This is a genomic window from [Zimmermannella] alba NBRC 15616, from assembly GCF_001570905.1.
Lineage (GTDB): Bacteria > Actinomycetota > Actinomycetes > Actinomycetales > Microbacteriaceae > Pseudoclavibacter > Pseudoclavibacter albus.
The window spans coordinates 40,051-56,383 of sequence record NZ_BCSO01000007.1; the positions used below are offsets into that span (position 1 = coordinate 40,051).

Annotated in this window: 14 protein-coding genes; 10 read left to right on the plus strand and 4 right to left on the minus strand. The window is 65.5% G+C overall.

Annotated elements, in window-relative coordinates:
• The first annotated feature begins 25 nt into the window (after positions 1 to 25).
• The 8 genes from ZAL01S_RS06050 to ZAL01S_RS06085 all read left to right on the plus strand — a co-directional run bounded on the left by ZAL01S_RS06050 (position 26) and on the right by ZAL01S_RS06085 (position 5,733).
• On the plus strand, positions 26 to 643 hold the full coding sequence (locus ZAL01S_RS06050; protein WP_066081227.1) for a hypothetical protein: 618 nt from the start codon (positions 26 to 28) through the stop codon (positions 641 to 643).
• 39 nt (positions 644 to 682) lie between these two features.
• A complete protein-coding gene (gene pyrH, locus ZAL01S_RS06055) occupies positions 683 to 1,408 on the plus strand; it encodes a UMP kinase (protein WP_066081229.1) in 726 nt (241 codons plus the stop codon).
• A gap of 73 nt (positions 1,409 to 1,481) precedes the next feature.
• On the plus strand, positions 1,482 to 2,036 hold the full coding sequence (frr, locus tag ZAL01S_RS06060; protein ID WP_066081232.1) for a ribosome recycling factor: 555 nt from the start codon (positions 1,482 to 1,484) through the stop codon (positions 2,034 to 2,036).
• A gap of 3 nt (positions 2,037 to 2,039) precedes the next feature.
• Entirely contained in the window at positions 2,040 to 3,032 is a 993-nt protein-coding gene (locus tag ZAL01S_RS06065) for a phosphatidate cytidylyltransferase (RefSeq protein WP_083523117.1), read from the plus strand.
• 88 nt (positions 3,033 to 3,120) lie between these two features.
• A complete protein-coding gene (locus tag ZAL01S_RS06070; RefSeq protein ID WP_083523118.1) occupies positions 3,121 to 3,681 on the plus strand; it encodes a DivIVA domain-containing protein in 561 nt (186 codons plus the stop codon).
• A gap of 166 nt (positions 3,682 to 3,847) precedes the next feature.
• Positions 3,848 to 4,594, plus strand: coding sequence for an aggregation-promoting factor C-terminal-like domain-containing protein (locus tag ZAL01S_RS09785; RefSeq protein WP_083523119.1), 747 nt, complete (start codon positions 3,848 to 3,850; stop codon positions 4,592 to 4,594).
• A 66-nt stretch (positions 4,595 to 4,660) separates the two neighbouring features.
• Positions 4,661 to 4,972: a hypothetical protein gene (locus tag ZAL01S_RS06080; RefSeq protein WP_066081240.1), complete on the plus strand. Its 312-nt coding sequence runs from the start codon at positions 4,661 to 4,663 to the stop codon at positions 4,970 to 4,972.
• Positions 4,972 to 5,733, plus strand: a complete 762-nt coding sequence (locus ZAL01S_RS06085; protein ID WP_066081243.1) for an alpha/beta hydrolase — start codon at positions 4,972 to 4,974, stop codon at positions 5,731 to 5,733. Before ZAL01S_RS06080 ends, ZAL01S_RS06085 begins: the two co-directional genes overlap by 1 nt.
• A gap of 181 nt (positions 5,734 to 5,914) precedes the next feature.
• Here the strand turns inward: ZAL01S_RS06085 and ZAL01S_RS06090 are convergent, their stop codons facing one another.
• Both ZAL01S_RS06090 and ZAL01S_RS06095 read right to left on the minus strand, forming a co-directional pair.
• Entirely contained in the window at positions 5,915 to 6,961 is a 1,047-nt protein-coding gene (locus tag ZAL01S_RS06090) for an AI-2E family transporter (protein ID WP_066081246.1), read from the minus strand.
• A 21-nt stretch (positions 6,962 to 6,982) separates the two neighbouring features.
• Positions 6,983 to 8,350, minus strand: coding sequence for a DivIVA domain-containing protein (locus ZAL01S_RS06095; protein ID WP_066081249.1), 1,368 nt, complete (start codon positions 8,348 to 8,350; stop codon positions 6,983 to 6,985).
• A 256-nt stretch (positions 8,351 to 8,606) separates the two neighbouring features.
• Between ZAL01S_RS06095 and ZAL01S_RS06100 the strand changes: the two genes are divergently transcribed.
• On the plus strand, positions 8,607 to 10,784 hold the full coding sequence (locus tag ZAL01S_RS06100; protein WP_066081252.1) for a hypothetical protein: 2,178 nt from the start codon (positions 8,607 to 8,609) through the stop codon (positions 10,782 to 10,784).
• A gap of 42 nt (positions 10,785 to 10,826) precedes the next feature.
• On the plus strand, positions 10,827 to 11,831 hold the full coding sequence (locus tag ZAL01S_RS06105) for a co-chaperone YbbN (protein ID WP_066081256.1): 1,005 nt from the start codon (positions 10,827 to 10,829) through the stop codon (positions 11,829 to 11,831).
• A gap of 70 nt (positions 11,832 to 11,901) precedes the next feature.
• Here ZAL01S_RS06105 and glgB read toward each other — a convergent pair whose 3' ends face one another.
• Both glgB and ZAL01S_RS06115 read right to left on the minus strand, forming a co-directional pair.
• Entirely contained in the window at positions 11,902 to 14,280 is a 2,379-nt protein-coding gene (glgB, locus tag ZAL01S_RS06110; protein WP_083523120.1) for a 1,4-alpha-glucan branching protein GlgB, read from the minus strand.
• 63 nt (positions 14,281 to 14,343) lie between these two features.
• A complete protein-coding gene (locus ZAL01S_RS06115; protein WP_083523130.1) occupies positions 14,344 to 16,272 on the minus strand; it encodes an alpha-1,4-glucan--maltose-1-phosphate maltosyltransferase in 1,929 nt (642 codons plus the stop codon).
• Positions 16,273 to 16,333 lie beyond the last annotated feature (61 nt).

Here is a 16,333-nt window from a genome sequence, read left to right on the forward strand (position 1 = left end):
CACGAGAGCAGGAAGAATAGGCGGCATGACGAGCCGCCGTTCCTCGACGATCATCGACCACGCTGTCGCCGCGCTCTGGGGTGGCGCCGAAGCGAGCGCCTTCTTTGTCGTGCCGGATGTGTGGCTGAGCCGCCTCGTCCTTCGTGACCCGAAGCGCGCGTACCTCGCCTGCGGCTCGGCGCTCGCGGGTGCCCTCGTTGGTGGCATCCTTACCCGAGCTTGGGTACAGCGGGTGGGTGCTGAGCGGAGCCGCGCAGCGATGCGTTCTCTGCCCTCTATTTCGGACGAGATGATCACCCGCGTCGAAGACGGGGTGCGCGAGGGCGGTTTCCGTGCGGCGGTTGCCGGGCCAACGAAGGGCGTCCCGTACAAGCTCTACGTGCGAGCGGCTGCGCTCGAGAGCATCGGGCTCGGCCCGACGCTTGCGTGGTCGGTTCCGGGTCGGCTACCCCGATTCCTTGCCGTCACGGCGCTCGGGCAACTCTTGCAGGCGGGGACCAGCCGCGTGATTGGCCGCGAGCGCACGAGCCGCATCCAAATGCCGACCCACACGCTCGTGTGGATCGCCTTCTACTCGTGGTACTTCACGCACGTGGGCCGCGAGCCTCAGCTGCCCTCGAGCGGGGTGGCCAAGGAGCGGTAACCTGGAGGGCAGTACTCACCGTCAAGCGAAGGATGTTCGATGACCGCTCCCGCACACCCCCGTCGCGTTCTGCTCAAGCTTTCCGGTGAGGCCTTCGGTGGCGGAAAGATGGGCGTCGACCCGGATGTCATGCGCAGCCTCTCGGCAGAAATCGCCGAGGCTGCAAAGACCGTGCAGGTGGCGGTCGTCGTCGGTGGCGGCAACTTCTTCCGCGGGGCTCAGCTGGCAAACGCGGGCATGGACCGTGGCCGCGCCGACTACATGGGCATGCTCGGCACCGTCATGAACGCGCTCGCCCTGCAGGAGTTCCTCGAGCAGGCCGGCGGCGACGCACGTGTGCAGTCGGCCATCGAAATGCGCCAGGTCGCTGAGCCCTACATCCCGCTTCGCGCAGAACGCCACATGGAAAAGGGGCGCGTCGTCATCTTTGGTGCGGGCTCGGGTCTGCCGTACTTCTCGACCGACACGGTTGCCGCCCAGCGTGCCCTCGAGATCCGCGCCGATGTCGTCCTCGTCGCGAAGAACGGCGTCGACGGCGTCTACACGGCCGACCCGCGCAGCGACGCCTCGGCAGAGCTCCTCACCGAGGTTTCGTACCGCGAAGCCCTCAAGCGCGGCCTCAAGGTCGTCGACTCGACTGCCTTCAGCCTCTGCATGGACAACGGCATCGACATGCGCATCTTCGGCATGGCCCCGGAAGGCAACATCCGCCGCGCCATCCTCGGCGAGCAGATCGGCACGCTCGTGTCGGCTGCCCGCGCCTAAAGCCTGAACACCCAGGCGTCGTCAGCTCGGGCACGCTTCGGGTCGATACACTTTCTGTGACGAAAGGATTCCCGTGATCTCCGAGGTTCTCGCTGAAACACGCGAAAAGTACGACAAGGCTGTTGAACACGCGAAGGATGACTTCGCGACGGTGCGCACGGGCCGTGCGAACCCGGCACTCTTCCAGAACATTCAAGTCGACTACTACGGCACGATGACGCCGCTCGGCCAGCTGGCATCGTTGCAGGTTCCCGAGGCCCGCATGCTCGTGGTCACCCCCTACGACAAGGGTGCCCTCAAGGAGATCGAGAAGGCCATCGCGAGCGCCCCGAACCTCGGTGTGACGCCCTCGAACGACGGCAACATCATCCGCGTCACCATGCCGGAGCTTACGCAGGAGCGCCGCAAGGAGTACGTGAAGCTCGTGAACACGAAGGCTGAAGAGGCCCGTGTTGCCGTGCGCAACATCCGCCGCAAGTCGAAGACTGAGCTCGACGCACTCACCGACGAGGTCGGCGAGGACGAAGTCGCTCGCGCCGAGAAGGAGCTCGAGTCGATCACGAAGCAGGCCATCGAGCGCATCGACAACGCATTCAAGGCGAAGGAAGCTGAGCTTCTCGAGGTCTAATCGGTGACCCAGCACGAGGCCAGCACGCCGCCCGCTCCCGCTCCCCGGGAACGGGCGGCTTCGCCGTTGCCACAAGATGAGGTGAGCCGCTGGAACCGCGTGCGTGAAGGTGTCCGTGGCGAGCGCGCCCGCCTCCAAGAACGGCACGATCGCATCAATGAGCGAAGCGGCAGAAACCTTGGCTTCGCCATCCTCATCGGCTGTCTCATCGGCGCGGCGCTGCTGCTGAGCCTTCTCATCGCGAAGCCCTTCTTCAATCTTTTTGGTATCGCCACGGTTGCGCTCGCCTCGGCAGAGCTTGCGGGCGCCTTGCGCGGTGCGGGGCGCGACATCCCTCGCATCCCCACCGTCGTGTTTGGCTCGCTCGTGGTCCCGATCGCGTACTTCATGGGGCCGAGCGCGCAGTGGCTGGCGCTTCTCGGCGCGATTGTCGGCACCTCCCTCTGGCGGGTGGCCGAGGCTGCGGTGGCGAGCAGGAAGCCCAGCTCGGGTGAGGTGTGGAAGGACCTCCTCGCGGGCGCCTTCATTCACCTGTACGCCGTATTCCTCGGCTCGTTCACGGTGCTCTTGGCTGCGCAGCCGCACGGCGAATTCTGGGTGCTTGGTTTCATCATCCCGGTTGTTGCGATCGACACGGGCGCCTATGCCACCGGCATAACGTTCGGCAAGACGAAGCTTGCGCCGAGCATTTCCGGCGGGAAGACCTGGGAAGGGCTTGCCGGTGCGGCCGTGTGGGGCACGGTTGCCTCGGTGCTCGTGTGCCAGTTCATGATCGGCCTGCCGTGGTGGCATGGCCTGTTCATTGGGCCACTGCTCCTTGTCTCGGCAACCCTGGGTGACCTCTTCGAATCGATGGTGAAGCGCGACCTCGGTATTAAGGACATGTCGGGCTGGCTGCCCGGGCACGGGGGAGTGCTCGACCGGATCGATTCGATTCTTCCCTCTGGTGCCGTCATGTTTGGCGTGTATGTCGCCCTCGGGCACCTTGTGAACTAGCGGCATCGAGGCCGCTCGACGCGGCTTCGGCAGCTGCTCTCCGGCGGGCCTGGATTTTCCTTGGTGGAAAGTGCTGCACAATGGACGGGTGAGCGCACTGTCATTTCCGAAAGCCGCCCGAGGCCAGCTTGGCTACGACATGGCCGAGGTCGACCGCGCACTGCGAGTCGCCCGCCAGCGATACGACAACTTCGACAACGGCTCCGGCGGCAAGCGGCTCACCACCTCGAGCATCCGTCACACCGCCTTCACGATGAAGAAGGGCGGCTACTCGGCCGCACACGTGGATGCGGCACTCGAGCGCCTCGAAGACGCTGTTGGTGTGCGCGAGCGCGAAGAGCGCGTGGCACGCCTTGGCCGCAAGGAGTTCATGCGCGAAGTGAAGGGCACCGCCCGTGCCGTGCTCAAGCGCCTCCAGCGTGAAGACGGCGAGCGCTTCGACCGCGTCTCCTTCTTCCAGCGCGGCTACGACGTGAAGGAAGTTGACGCCTTCGCCGTCAAGCTCGAAGAATTCCTCCGAGGCGGTGCACCGCTGAGCCTGCGCGAAGTCCGCTCGGCAGCCTTCACCTCGAAGCGCGGTGGCTACCGTGAAGCGCAGGTTGACCTGCTCCTTGACGCCGTCATCGACGTCATGCTCGCCATTCGCTAGTCGCTCGGTGTGGTGCCGCTGAGGCGCTTGTGACAACTGTCATTTGGTGTGTTCAGCTGGATGTCAGACTCTCGGCAAATGTTCGTTGTCTGCCCGTGATCGTTCCGTTATCGTTGTGACATCGCCGTTACCGGCGCTTGATGATTGAGACGGATGACTTTTACGCATGACTGAGATGACGAACAGCGCAGCCCGAACCGGTTCGACCCGCGCCGCCATTCCGGCGAGCCTTCGGAGCCGTCGTCGTGCGCGCCTGGCCGCACCGACCGCCATCCTCGCGGTGACCGGTGTTGCTCTCGGCGGCATTTTCGTTCCGGGCCTGTTTGTGCAGGGCGAGGGCCACGGTGCCCAGAACCTCCAGCAGGCATCCCTCGCCGACATCGCGCAGGCGCAGGCACAGGAGTTTGACCTCAAGACTGCTTCGGCCGAGGCCGCCCCCGAGCAGGAATCCCCGAATCTTGAGGCCTCGCAGATCACGCGCGACGGTGTTGAGGTTTCGGTCGAGACGCCGAAGCCGAGCCCCTCGCAGACGTCCTCGAGTGGTTCTTCGAGTGGTTCTTCGAGTGGTTCTTCGAGCGGTTCCTCGAGCTACGGCCCCGTGACGCCGGCGGGCGAAGCGCAGCAGATCGCGCACGACATGGTCATCGCTCGCGGCTGGAGCGAGAGCGAATTCACGTGTCTGGTGAATCTGTGGAACCGCGAGTCTGGTTGGAACGCCGCCGCATCGAACGCCAGCTCGGGCGCGTACGGCATTCCGCAGGCACTGCCCGGTTCGAAGATGTCGGCCGCTGGCGCTGACTGGCAGACGAACGCCGCAACCCAGATTGACTGGGGCATCAACCACTACATCGCTCCTCGCTACGGCACCCCGTGCGGTGCCTGGGGGCACTCGGAAGCGCAGGGCTGGTACTAGACACGTCACGAACGGCGGGCGGCCATCAGGTCGCCCGCCGTTCGCGTGCTTCGTAGACTGGATGTCATGCCCCGCTCCAACCGTCCACGCCACCGCGGCCGTCGCGCTCGGGGAATGAACGGTGTCGAGGAGCAGGACGACTTCTCACGCCTTCGGGCAGGGCTTCGCCGCACGGAAACCAAACGCGGCGTCGCCTGGACCGTCCAACCCATCTCGCCCGAGCGGGCCCTCAAGGAATACACCTGCCCTGGTTGCCACACCATGGTGCCAATCGGCCAAGCACACATCGTCGCCTGGCCAGCGGAGCACCTCTTTGGCGACGAGCAGGGCGTGGCGGAACGCCGCCACTGGCACAGCCACTGTTGGAGAATTGCCTAATGGAGAACGAGAACACGCCCGCCACCGAGCCCGTCGAGGTCCGCTCCGGCATTGAGTTGCCTGCCCGCCGTGACGACATCGAACTGCACACGGCCGATGGGCTGACCCTCGTGGGCGAACTCGCGCAGCCGCTCGAGAAGGCACCCGTCGCGACCCTCGTCACCTTTCATCCGTTGCCGACCCACGGTGGCTTCATGGACTCGCACATCTACCGGAAGGCCGCGCTGCGCCTCCCCGCGCTTGCCGACCTGGCAGTGCTCCGCTTCAACACCCGCGGCACGACCTCGCCGCGCGGTACGAGCGAGGGGTCCTTCGGCGATGGAATCGACGAAGTGCACGACGTCCGCGCTGCCTTCGACTTCGTGCGCGAACACGAACTCCCGAACCCCTGGATGGTCGGCTGGTCCTTCGGCACCGAGCTCACGCTCAAGTACGCGCGCGAGCACGAAGAACTCCTCAGCGGCGTCATCCTGCTCTCGCCGCCGCTGCGTCGCACGACGCCCGAGGAGCTGGCCGCCTGGCAGGACTGGACGAAGCCGTTCCTCTGGCTCGTGCCCGAACACGACGACTTCCTGAAGCCGGATGCGGCTCGCGAGGCGATTGCGCGCGCGGGCCTCGTCAACGTGGACTTTGTGGATGTGGAGGACGGGCGTCACCTGTGGGTGGGGGAGAAGCAGACCCGCCGCGTGCTCAACGAAATCGTCGCCCGCGTGAACCCCGCGGCTGCGCCTCTGCCGACCCACTGGCCCGCCACCAACTGAGCTGGTCGAGGATTCGCACGACTGAGCTGTTCGAGTGGGCCCGATGGGTCGTAACGAGGCCCCGACACTGAGCTGGTCGAGTAGGCCCGCAGGGCCGTATCGAGGCCACGCGGTGTGGCAGTGCTGAGGCCGGTGGTCTCGATACACCGGGCTTCGCCCGGCACTCGATCACCTCTCGGGGCTAGCGCTCGTTCTGGGCAGGGATAATGACACGCTTCACGATGATGAGGATGCTCGCCGCAACCGGAATCGCAATCATGGCACCGAGGAGGCCGAGAAGCGTACCGCCGGTGAGCGCCGCAATCACCACGATCGGGCCCGGCACCTTCACTGCGTGCGCCATGATGCGCGGCGAAATGACGTACGCCTCAAGCTGCATGTAGACGAGGTAGTAGATGCCCGCGATCCACCAGGTGGGGCTCCCTGGATCCGTGAGGGCAAGCTGCGCCACGACGATGATGACCGAGGCGCTGATCGTGCCCACCAGGGGAATGAGCGAGCCGAGGAAGGCAACGAGCGCGAACACCGCCGGCATTGCGGCGTCAATGACGGTCAAGAAGATGAAGGTGAGCACGCCGTTCACGAGCGCGAGTGAGGTCTGCCCCATCACATACTTGCCGACCGAACCGGTGATCTCTTCCGTGAGCTCTGCGATGCGGCCACGACGGGAAGCAGGCGTGAGCTGGTAGAAGCCACGCTTGATCGAGTGCATGCTCGACACGAAGTAGAGCGTGAGGATCGCGATGATGAGCAGGCCGAAGAAACCGTTGAGGATGTCGACACCCACCTGCAGCACACCACCGGTGATGACGCCGATGTTGTCCTTGAGCCAGTTGAGGCCATCCTCGAGCGCCTTCTGAGCATCCAATCCAGGGAAGGTTCGGTCAGCCCACTCAATGAGGTTTGAGCTCGCGAGCTGTTCAACGAGCGCGTTGTAGCGCTTCGTGAGTTCACCAATCTGCTCGGTCACCGAGGGGATCACCGCGACGACAAGCAGCGAAAACGCGCCAAAGACGACCAGGAGCGACACGACGATCGCGAGCGGTCGCGGCCAGCGGTGACGCTCGAGGAAGCTAATGATCGGCTCAAAGCCGAGCGCCAAGAACAGCGCCGCACCAACGTAGGTGAGGACCGTCCCAAGCGAACTCATCATGCCGCCGAGCACGAGCGCGGTAATCGCGCCGAGCGTCGCAACAAAGCCCAGCCGGAAGGGGTTTTCGATGCGCATACGAGGTGAATGCTTTCGCGACTAGTTGGTGTTGGGGCGCTTCGGGCGCGGGATGACGATCGTGTCGTTCGGGCCTGGCTCTGGGATATCCGAAGCGGCGTCCTCGTCGTCGCTGTTCTCGGTTGCCATGGATGCCGCGGCGAGCGGCTTCGCTGGAGCCGCCGCAGCTGCCGGCGCGACAAGACCTGCCTGCGAGAACATGGCCCGCAGGTGCTCGAGGTGCTCCTCGACCTGGGCACGCTGCTCGCTGATCTCAGCCAGGCGGGCCTGCGCCTGTTCGGTCTGAGCCTGCGTGCGCTGCTCAATCTCGGCACTGCGCTCGCGAGCCTGGCGGTTTGCGTTGTCGATGATGTCGCCCGCCTGACGCTCAGCTTCAGCAACCGTCTCCTGGGCGCGGCGACGGGCATCCGCCATCATTCGGCCAGCCTCACGGCGAACCTGCTCGCTGCGCTGGTTGAGGTCGGCAAGCTGCTCGGTCGCGTCATCGATGAGCTTCTTCGCGGTGGCCTCCGCCTTGCGGCCCGCACTGACGAGCTGCTGCTCAAACTCACTGCGACGGTCGGCAAGCTCGACATCGACAGCGGAACGCTGCTGGTTGAGGTCGCGCAGCGTTGCCTCGCGCATGCCCTCAAGCTCACTCTGCGTGCGCTGATGTTCGGCAGCGAGTTCACGTTCGTGGCGCTCACGGTCTTCGGCAAGGGAACGATCGTGGTCGCCGCGCTCGAGGTCGATGGCGCGGCGTGCATCCGCGATCTCGCTCTTCGCCTGCGCGGTCTCGTTGCTCGCAGTCCGGCGAAGCTCGGCGATTTCGGCCTCCGCGGCAGCCTTGAGCGCGGCAATTTCGCGGTCGGTCGAGTGGCGCAGCTCACGCAGCTCGGTCGTGACCTGATCCTTCACCGTGTCGATCTCACGCTCCTGGTTCGCGCGCGTGAGCTCAGCCTCTTGCTGGGCGTTTTCGAGCAGCGAATCCGCTTCGGCGCGGGAGTCGGTGAGCACGCGGTTCGCACGCTGGTCTGCCTCACGCGTCGTCCGCTCGGCGTAGTCGTTCGCCTCTTGGTGGATGCGGGCTGCATGGCTGTGCGCGTCGCTCTCAATGCGCTCACTCTCGCGACGCGCGTCCGCGATGAGCTTCTGAGCCTGCTGCTCTGCGGTGGCGAGCGTTCCCGCGAGCTTCGAACCGAGCCCCGAGTAGGTGGGCTGGCCCGCTTCGCGCAGCTCCTGTTCGAGCTCGGCGACGCGCGACTGCAGGCGTGCGATCTCGCGTGCACTCTGCGAGTCTTCGCTACCGGCGAGGGCCACCTGGCGCTGCAGGTCCCGGATGGCTTCGTCAACCTCTTCTCGGTTGTAGCCGCGCATCACGGTGCTGAAGGTGTAGCCCTGAAGGTCCACGCTCTCTCCTCATCCCTCGACACGAGCCCCAAAAGGTGTGTGCTCGATGAGTGTGAAGTGTAGTAGCGGTGCCCTGGAGACGAGTTGAGACGTGGCCGCACACAGGCCCCACAATCCATAACTTCCACCGACGATGCCCAGATCGGTGCGTTACCGTGACAAGTCATGGATTTGCTGCCCACATGGGGTGGCCTCGATCCCCGGGAGCCGCGGCGCGTGCTCCACGCGCCAGTACGACCCAAGAAGGAGCCCCCGAGTGCGTTTTGTTTCTGCGGCGATCGCGGGTGTGTTGAGCCTGCTGCTGTTGCTTGCCGCCGGCATTCACATTGCTGTGCAGAGCAGCACGACGAGTGTGACGGCGAGCGGCACCTACACGTCTGAGGCGAACTACGCCGTCATCCCGAGCGAGGTGCTCACCGCGAACGCAGGCTCGCAGAACATCGTCCTCACCGGCAACGGCAAGATGACCGTTATGGTTGGCCGTTCGGGGGACGTCGCGGCATGGCTTGGCGAGGCAAAGCACGCCGACCTCATGCTGTCGGAAGACAAGACGAGCCTCACGGCCGTTGATGCTGGCTCAAAGGCAGAGCAGGTGAGCCCCGCGGGTTCCGACCTCTGGACCGAAGAGATCACTGGTGATGGCGAAGTGAAGCTCGACGCTGACCTTCCGCCGGGTTATGCAGTCCTCATTGCGAGCGACAACGGCCCGGCGCTCTCGACTGCGACCATGACCTGGCCGCTCTCGAACCGTGCACAGTGGTCGGGTCCGCTCTTGGTCGCCGCAGGCATTCTTGCCCTGTGCGCGATTGCCCTCTTGGTGTGGGCGCTCCTGGGCCGTCGCGAGCGTCGCCGTGAGCTTGAGCCCACGGGCGAGGAGCCGATGCCGGTCAAGGGTGCGCTGACCGCGAGCGAGGTCGCCGACGAGGACACCCAGGCTGAGGAAGCTGTGGCGACGGGGCCCAGCGCGACCGACGAACCGGACATCGTCGACGAAACGGATGTCGCTCGAGGCACCGAGCTCGTCGAAGAACCTGAGGTCGCGGCTGCATCCGAGGCTGAGGCAGCGGACGCTGCCGAGCACGACGACAGTGTCGACACCGTTGATGAGGCCGAGCCTACCGAAACGGCCGATGAGCCAGAGACTCACGCTGCCGAGATGCCGGCAGAGCCTGAAACCGAAGCTGAGGTCTCAGAGGGCCCAGCTCAGGAGCAGAAGCACGACGAGCCTGCACCCGCGAGCGACGACACCGAAGATGCGCCCACGACGGACGACGACTCAAAGGACGACGACTCCACCCCGCCCGCCGCACCCGAGGAAGACGAAGAAGCGAAGTGGCGCCGTCCTCGCGGCCCGAACCGCTCGAAGGCGCCCAAGCGCATCTTCAGCTTTGCGCCGCTCCTGCTTGCGAGCAGCCTCGTACTCACCGGATGTTCGGCCGATATGTGGCCCGAAGCACTCGGCGGCGCTGCCGAGCACCCGCACGCCACCGCGAGCTCCGAAGCCGAACAAGCCCTCATCAACGAGGGGGCGCCCACCCCGGCGCTCGGCCAGGCGCAGCTTGACCGCATCCTTGCCGATGTGCGCCGTGCCGCATCCGAGGGTGACGAGAAAAAGGACACAAAGCTCCTCGAGTCGCGCTTCGCGGGTGTTGCCCTCATCCAGCGCCAGATGATCTATCAGGCCAATATCCATGACCCGGAGCAGCCGATGCCCGCCGCGATCCCAGAGGGTGACACGGTCTACTCGGTTCCGGTTGCAAGTCCTGACTGGCCGCGCACGGTCATCACCGTCATCAAGCCCACCGACCAGAAGGTCTTGCCGCAGGCGCTCACGCTCGTACAAGAGAGCGCCCGCGAACCGTTCAAGGTGAACAGCGTCGTTGAGCTCACGCCGCAGGCGCAGCTTCCGGACGCCGCCCCGCTCACCGTCGGTTCGAAGACCCTCGCCGAGGTCACCCCCGGGCTCTCGATTGCCCCGGAGACGCTCGCCGCTGCCTACGGTGACGTGGTCCTCAACGGCGACAAGTCTCCGCACTTCGCAGCCTTCGACACTGCAGGTGACGCCCTCCTGCCGCAGATTGGCGAGCAATATCGTGCTGGCCAAACGCAGGCGATTGACGCGAACGCCTCGACCATTGAGTTCAAGAACCAGCCGAGCAAGGACGCACCCGTCGGCGTTGCGAGCCTTGACGACGGTGCCCTCGTCTCCGTCACGCTCGAAGAAGTCGAGACGATCTCGGCGAAGACGCGTCTCGCCACGATCAAGGTGACCGGCGCTACGGCTGCGCTCGCAGGCAAGAACACGAGCCAAAAGGGATTCGAGAAGACCTACTCCGATCAGCTCTTGTTCTACGTGCCCCCGGTTTCGAGCGGCGGCAAGATCCAGCTGCTCGGCTACGCTCAGACGCTGACGAACGCGCACGAACTCTCGTAGCCAGATTGCTCGCGCGACATCTCCAGATATCGAGGACGGAATATGACTGACCCGAACGCTTTGCCGAGCCGCCACCTCGCTGGCGCTGTCGACCTGTCGAGCCTCGTGCAGCGCCACGAGCAGCCCGCGCGCCCGGCCCCGGCCGCTGCGCCGAGCCAGGATGCTGCGACGTCTGCGGCTGCTCCGTCCGAGGCAGGCCAGCCCCGTCCGCAGGGTGAGCCTGAGATCCCCGGCCCCGGTGAGCCCGTCGCGCACCTCGAGGACGTCGTCATCGACGCCGATCGGGAGCTCCTTGAGCAGTTCACGCCGCTCTCGCAGTTCGTTCCCGTCATCCTCGAAGCCCACAACGCTGCGCAGCCCGCATCCGAGACGCTCGCACGCGTCGTGCGTGGTCTTGCTGGCAAGGTGGTGCTCCTCCGCATCGACATCGACCGCCAGCAGGGCGTCGCGCAGCAGCCCGCCGTGCTCGCACTCCTCGCTGGCCGCGTCATGCCGCTCTACAACGGTGAGGCGAGCGAAGCAGAACTCCAGCAGCTCTTCGCCCAGCTCCTGCAGCTGGCCGCCCAGCAGGGCGTGCACAACACCGTGACCGTCGGCGAGGGTGCGGCTGAGACTGCCGAGCCGGAACCCAAGATCCCCGAGAACCACAAGCCCGCCTACGAGGCGATCGAGCGACGCGACTACGAGGGCGCGATCGCCGCATTCGAGCAGGTGCTCCGCGAGCACCCCGCCGACCACGAAGCGAAGGCGGGTCTTGCCCAGGTGAAGCTCATCCACCGACTCCAGGGCCACACGCTCGACGAGGTTCGCCACCGCGCCGCGATGGAACCGGACAACCTCGACGCGCAGCTCGACGTCGCCGACCTCGACCTCTCGGGCGGACATGTTGCGGATGCTTTCCTGCGTCTGCTCGAGCTCTTCCCGAAGCAGGACGCGGATGGCAAGACGCGCATCCGTGAGCGCTTGCTTGAGCTCTTCATGATCGTCGGCGACGACGACCCGCGCGTGCTCAAGGCGCGTCAGCAGCTCGCCAACCTCCTGTTCTAGCGAGCAGGCACAGCGAAGGGGCCGCGGTCACATGACCGCGGCCCCTTCGCTGTGTGGTCGGATTGAGCGGCTACGCCGAGCGGCGGAACCAGACGGCACCCAGCGGCGGCACCGTGATCTCAATCGAGTGCTCGAAACCGTGGGCGCCCTCGTTGCTCGAGTGGACGCCGCCGAGGTTCCCGACGCCAGAACCACCAAACTCAGTGGCGTCCGAGTTCATGACCTCGCCCCAGAACCCGGCCTCCGGCACACCGATGCGGTAGTTCGAGAGGATCTGGTTCGAGAAGTTGAACACCATGACGATGTCATCCTCGGGCTTCGAGCCGCGGCGGATGAACGCGAGCGCCGAGTTCTGGCTGTCGCCACCGTTGATCCAACGAAGGCCATCCGGGTCAAAGTCGCGCTCCCAGAGGGCAGGGAAGGCGCGGTAGCGCTCGTTGAGGTGGCGCACGAACTGCTGCAGGCCGCGGTGCGGGGCCTGGTCGAGCAGCCACCAGTCAAGGCCGCGCGACTGGTTCCACTCGGCTATCTGGCCAAACTCCTGTCCCATGAACAGCAGCTGCTTGCCGGGGTGACCCCACTGGTAGGCGAGGAACAGGCGCATTCCGGCGAGTTTCTGCCGGTGATCGCCCGGCATCTTTGTGAAGAGTGAACCCTTGCCGTGCACGACCTCGTCGTGGCTGATCGGCAGCATGTACTGCTCGCTCCACGCGTACACGTACGAGAAGGTGAGCTCGCCGTGGTGGTACGAGCGGTAGATCGGGTCACGCTCGACGTAGCGGAGCGTGTCGTTCATCCAGCCCATGTTCCACTTGAGGCCGAAGCCCAGGCCGTCCCAATCGGTGGGCTTGGTGACGCCCGGCCAGCTGGTTGACTCTTCGGCGATCATCATGATGCCGGGGTGGAGACGGTAGGCGGTCGCATTCGTCTCCTGGAGGAAACGGATCGCCTCAAGGTTTTCGCGTCCGCCGAACTCGTTCGGCAGCCACTCGTCACGCGAGTAGTCGAGGTAGAGCATCGATGCCACGGCATCCACGCGGAGTGCGTCGATGTGAAACTCCTCGAACCAGAAGAGCGCATTCGCGACGAGGAAGTTCCGCACCTGCGGGCTGCCGAAGTTGAACACGTAGGTGCCCCAGTCGGGCTGCTCGCCGCGGCGCGGGTCCGGGTGCTCGTAGAGGGGCTCGCCGTCGAAACGGCCGAGCGCCCACTCATCCTTCGGGAAGTGGCCCGGCACCCAGTCCATGATGACGCCGTAACCGGCCTGGTGAAGGCGGTCGATGAGGTAGCGCAGCTCGTCGGGAGAGCCAAGGCGCGAGGTCGGAGCGTAGTAGCCGGTGACCTGGTAACCCCACGAACCGCCGAAGGGGTGCTCAGCGAGCGGCATGAACTCAACGTGCGTGAACTGCATCTCGTCGAGGTAGGCGATGAGCTGATCGGCAGCATCCACGTAGCTCAGGCCATCGCGCCACGACATGAGGTGCAGCTCGTAGACACTGATCGGCTTCGTATGGGGGTCGTTGGCGGCACGCTCGGTCATCCACGCCGAGTCCTGCCACTCGTAGCTTGACGGGGCAGGGATGACGGATGCGGTCTGCGGCGGGCACTCCGTGTGGCGGGCCATCGGGTCGGCCTTCTCCACCCAGAATCCGTCGCGGTGGCGGATCTGGAACTTGTACGTTTCATGTTCGGTGACGCCCGGGACGAAGAGCTCCCACACGCCGAGGTCGCCGAGGCGGCGCATCATGTGGCCGCGGCCATCCCAACCATTGAACGAACCGATGACGCGAACCGCACTCGCACGCGGCGCCCACACGGTGAAGGACGTGCCCAGCACGGCGACGTTCGTGCCCCAGTGCTCGCGCACGTGCGCACCCATGACGTGCCAGAGGCGCTCGTGGCGACCCTCACCGAAGAGGAAGAGGTCGATTTCGCCAATCGACGGCGTGAAGCGGTACGGGTCGTCGCGGACATCCAGGTGACCGCCCTCGTAGCGAGCCTCGATCGTGTAGTCGTCGAGGCCGTAGCTGTGGGTTCCCGTCCAAATGCCGTGCGAAAGGTGCTCAAGTTCGATGCGGGCACCGCTCGTCCGGAGCACCGCAGTGACGGTCTTGGCGAACGGGCGACGCACGCGGATCGTGACTTCGTTCGGGGCTGCGCCCGGGTGTTGACCGAGGACCGTGTGCGGGTCACCGTGCTCACCCTGCTCGAGGGCAGCAAGCTCAGCATCCGAGAACTCGGGGCCGGGAGCCGTGACGTCCTCGGGGCCTGCCTCGGGAACCTCAGTAGGCGCATCCGGAGCCGTCACCTCGCGAGCAGTCTCTGGCGCACCGGCGTGACGTGGTGCGCTCGCGGGTGCATCGGCACGGGTCACAAGCTCCGCCTCGGCAGGGTTCGCGGTCGCGGGTGTGCCCTGCTCGGGAAGCTCCGGGGTCGTGTTGGGCGACATGATCGCTCCGTTCTGTCGAGGGTCAGGATGCGGGAATCGCGCTCGTCCGGGCACGTTCAATCCCTAGCTGTGCTTGACGTGCAGGATGTGCGCGGGCACTTCGTGCGGGTCGAGGCGCACGTAGTTGTTCGTGCCCCACTCCCAGTGCGCGCCCGTCACGAGGTCTTCCACCTCGAAGCGGCTTGCACCATCCAGGCCGAACTTCGTCGGGTCGAGCCACACGGTCGCTTCGATGACGCTGTGCGGGTTGAGTGCGACGACGACGATGATCGTGTCGGCTTCGCCGTTCGGGCTGTGCTCGGCGGCAAGGTGCTTCGAGAAGACGAGGAGGTCGTCGCTCGAGGAGTACTGCACCTCGAAGTTGCCGAGCTGCTCGAGTGTCGGGTGGGCATGGCGGATGGCGTTGAGCTTCGTCACGTACGGGGCGATCGAGCGGCCCGCGGCCTCTTCGGCTGCCCAGTCGCGCTGCTTGAACTCGTACTTTTCGTTGTCGATGTTCTCTTCGGCGCCCGGGCGAGCAACGTTCTCGATGAGCTCGTAGCCTGCGTACATGCCCCAGAGCGGGCCCGCCATGGCAGCGATCGTCGCGCGAATCTCGTACGCCGGGCGGCCACCGAACTGGAGATACTCGGTGAGGATGTCCGGGGTGTTCACGAAGAGATTCGGGCGCATGAACGCCGAGGTTTCCTTCGAGATGCTCGTGAGGAACTCCTCGAGCTCCTGCTTCGTGTTGCGCCAGGTGAAGTACGAGTACGACTGCTGGAAGCCTGCCTGCGCGAGCGCCTGCATGACGGCCGGACGCGTGAACGCCTCCGCGAGGAAGACAACCTCCGGGTGAAGCGCCCGCACCTCGTAGATGACCCACTCCCAGAACTGGAGCGGCTTCGTGTGTGGGTTGTCGATGCGGAAGATCTTCACGCCCTGCGTCACCCAGTACTCGAACATCTCGAGGATCTCGGTGTACAGGCCGTTGCGGTCACCGTCGAAGTTGAGCGGGTAAATGTCCTGGTACTTCTTCGGCGGGTTCTCGGCGTAGGCGATGGAGCCATCGGGGAGGACGGTGAACCAGTCCTCGTGCTCGGCAACCCATGGGTGATCGGGGGTCGCCTGGAGGGCGATGTCGAGGGCGAGTTCCATACCGAGGCGCTCGACCTCGCTGCGGAAGTAGCGGAAGTCCTCGATCGTGCCGAGTTCCGGGTGAATATCAGTGTGACCACCCTCGCTCGCGCCGATAGCCCACGGCGAACCGGGGTCGTTCGGGCCTGCTGTAAGCGTGTTGTTCGGGCCCTTACGGTTCGTGCGGCCGATCGGGTGGATCGGCGGCAGGTAGACGACGTCGAAGCCCATCTCGCGCACGGCGGGGAGGCGTTCGGCGGCGGTGCGGAAGGTACCGCTCGTCCAGGAGCCATCGTCGTGCTTGATGGCGCCTTCGGAGCGCGGGAAGAGCTCATACCAGGCGGCGACACCAGCGATCTTCCGGTTCACGTCGATGAGACGCTCCGGCGAGTGGGTGACGAGCTCGCGGATCGGCTCGCGCTCGAGGGCGTCAAGGACGTCCTCGAGCAGCATCCCCCCAAGGCGCTCCGGCGTCGTGAGCTCGCGGTTGCGGGCGGTCGCGGCGGCTTCGTCCTGACCGGCGCGTTCCATGAGGCGGGCACCCTGCTCGAGCATGATCTCGACGTCCACACCCGCAGCGATCTTGATCTCTGCGTTGTGGCGCCACGTCGAGAAGACATCCGCCCAGGCCTCAACGTGCCAGCGGTGCATGCCGATGCCGGTGAGCTGAACACTGCACTCCCAGCTGTCGGTGCCGGGGGCACCCGGGTGCATTCGGTGGCGGGCCGTTTCGCCATCGGGGGTGTTTATGACGAGTTCGACGCCGATGAGGTCGTGTCCCTCGCGGAAGCTCACGCACGAGAAGGGGATGACGTCGCCCTCGACAGCCTTCGTCGGCCAAAGCTCGTCTTCGATCTGCGGGCGGAGCTTGAAAATCGGGATGCGGCCAACGACCGGCGTGTAGCCGGAACCGGGGAACGTCTCAGGCACGTCGTGC

Coding starts and splice junctions, on each gene's coding strand:
- glgB (WP_083523120.1), bottom strand. CDS start 14,280: ATGTCGCCCAACACGACCCCGGAGCTTCCCGAGCAGGGCACACCCGCG.
- ZAL01S_RS06080 (WP_066081240.1), top strand. CDS start 4,661: ATGCCCCGCTCCAACCGTCCACGCCACCGCGGCCGTCGCGCTCGGGGA.
- ZAL01S_RS09785 (WP_083523119.1), top strand. CDS start 3,848: ATGACTGAGATGACGAACAGCGCAGCCCGAACCGGTTCGACCCGCGCC.
- ZAL01S_RS06050 (WP_066081227.1), top strand. CDS start 26: ATGACGAGCCGCCGTTCCTCGACGATCATCGACCACGCTGTCGCCGCG.
- pyrH (WP_066081229.1), top strand. CDS start 683: ATGACCGCTCCCGCACACCCCCGTCGCGTTCTGCTCAAGCTTTCCGGT.
- ZAL01S_RS06085 (WP_066081243.1), top strand. CDS start 4,972: ATGGAGAACGAGAACACGCCCGCCACCGAGCCCGTCGAGGTCCGCTCC.
- ZAL01S_RS06090 (WP_066081246.1), bottom strand. CDS start 6,961: ATGCGCATCGAAAACCCCTTCCGGCTGGGCTTTGTTGCGACGCTCGGC.
- ZAL01S_RS06105 (WP_066081256.1), top strand. CDS start 10,827: ATGACTGACCCGAACGCTTTGCCGAGCCGCCACCTCGCTGGCGCTGTC.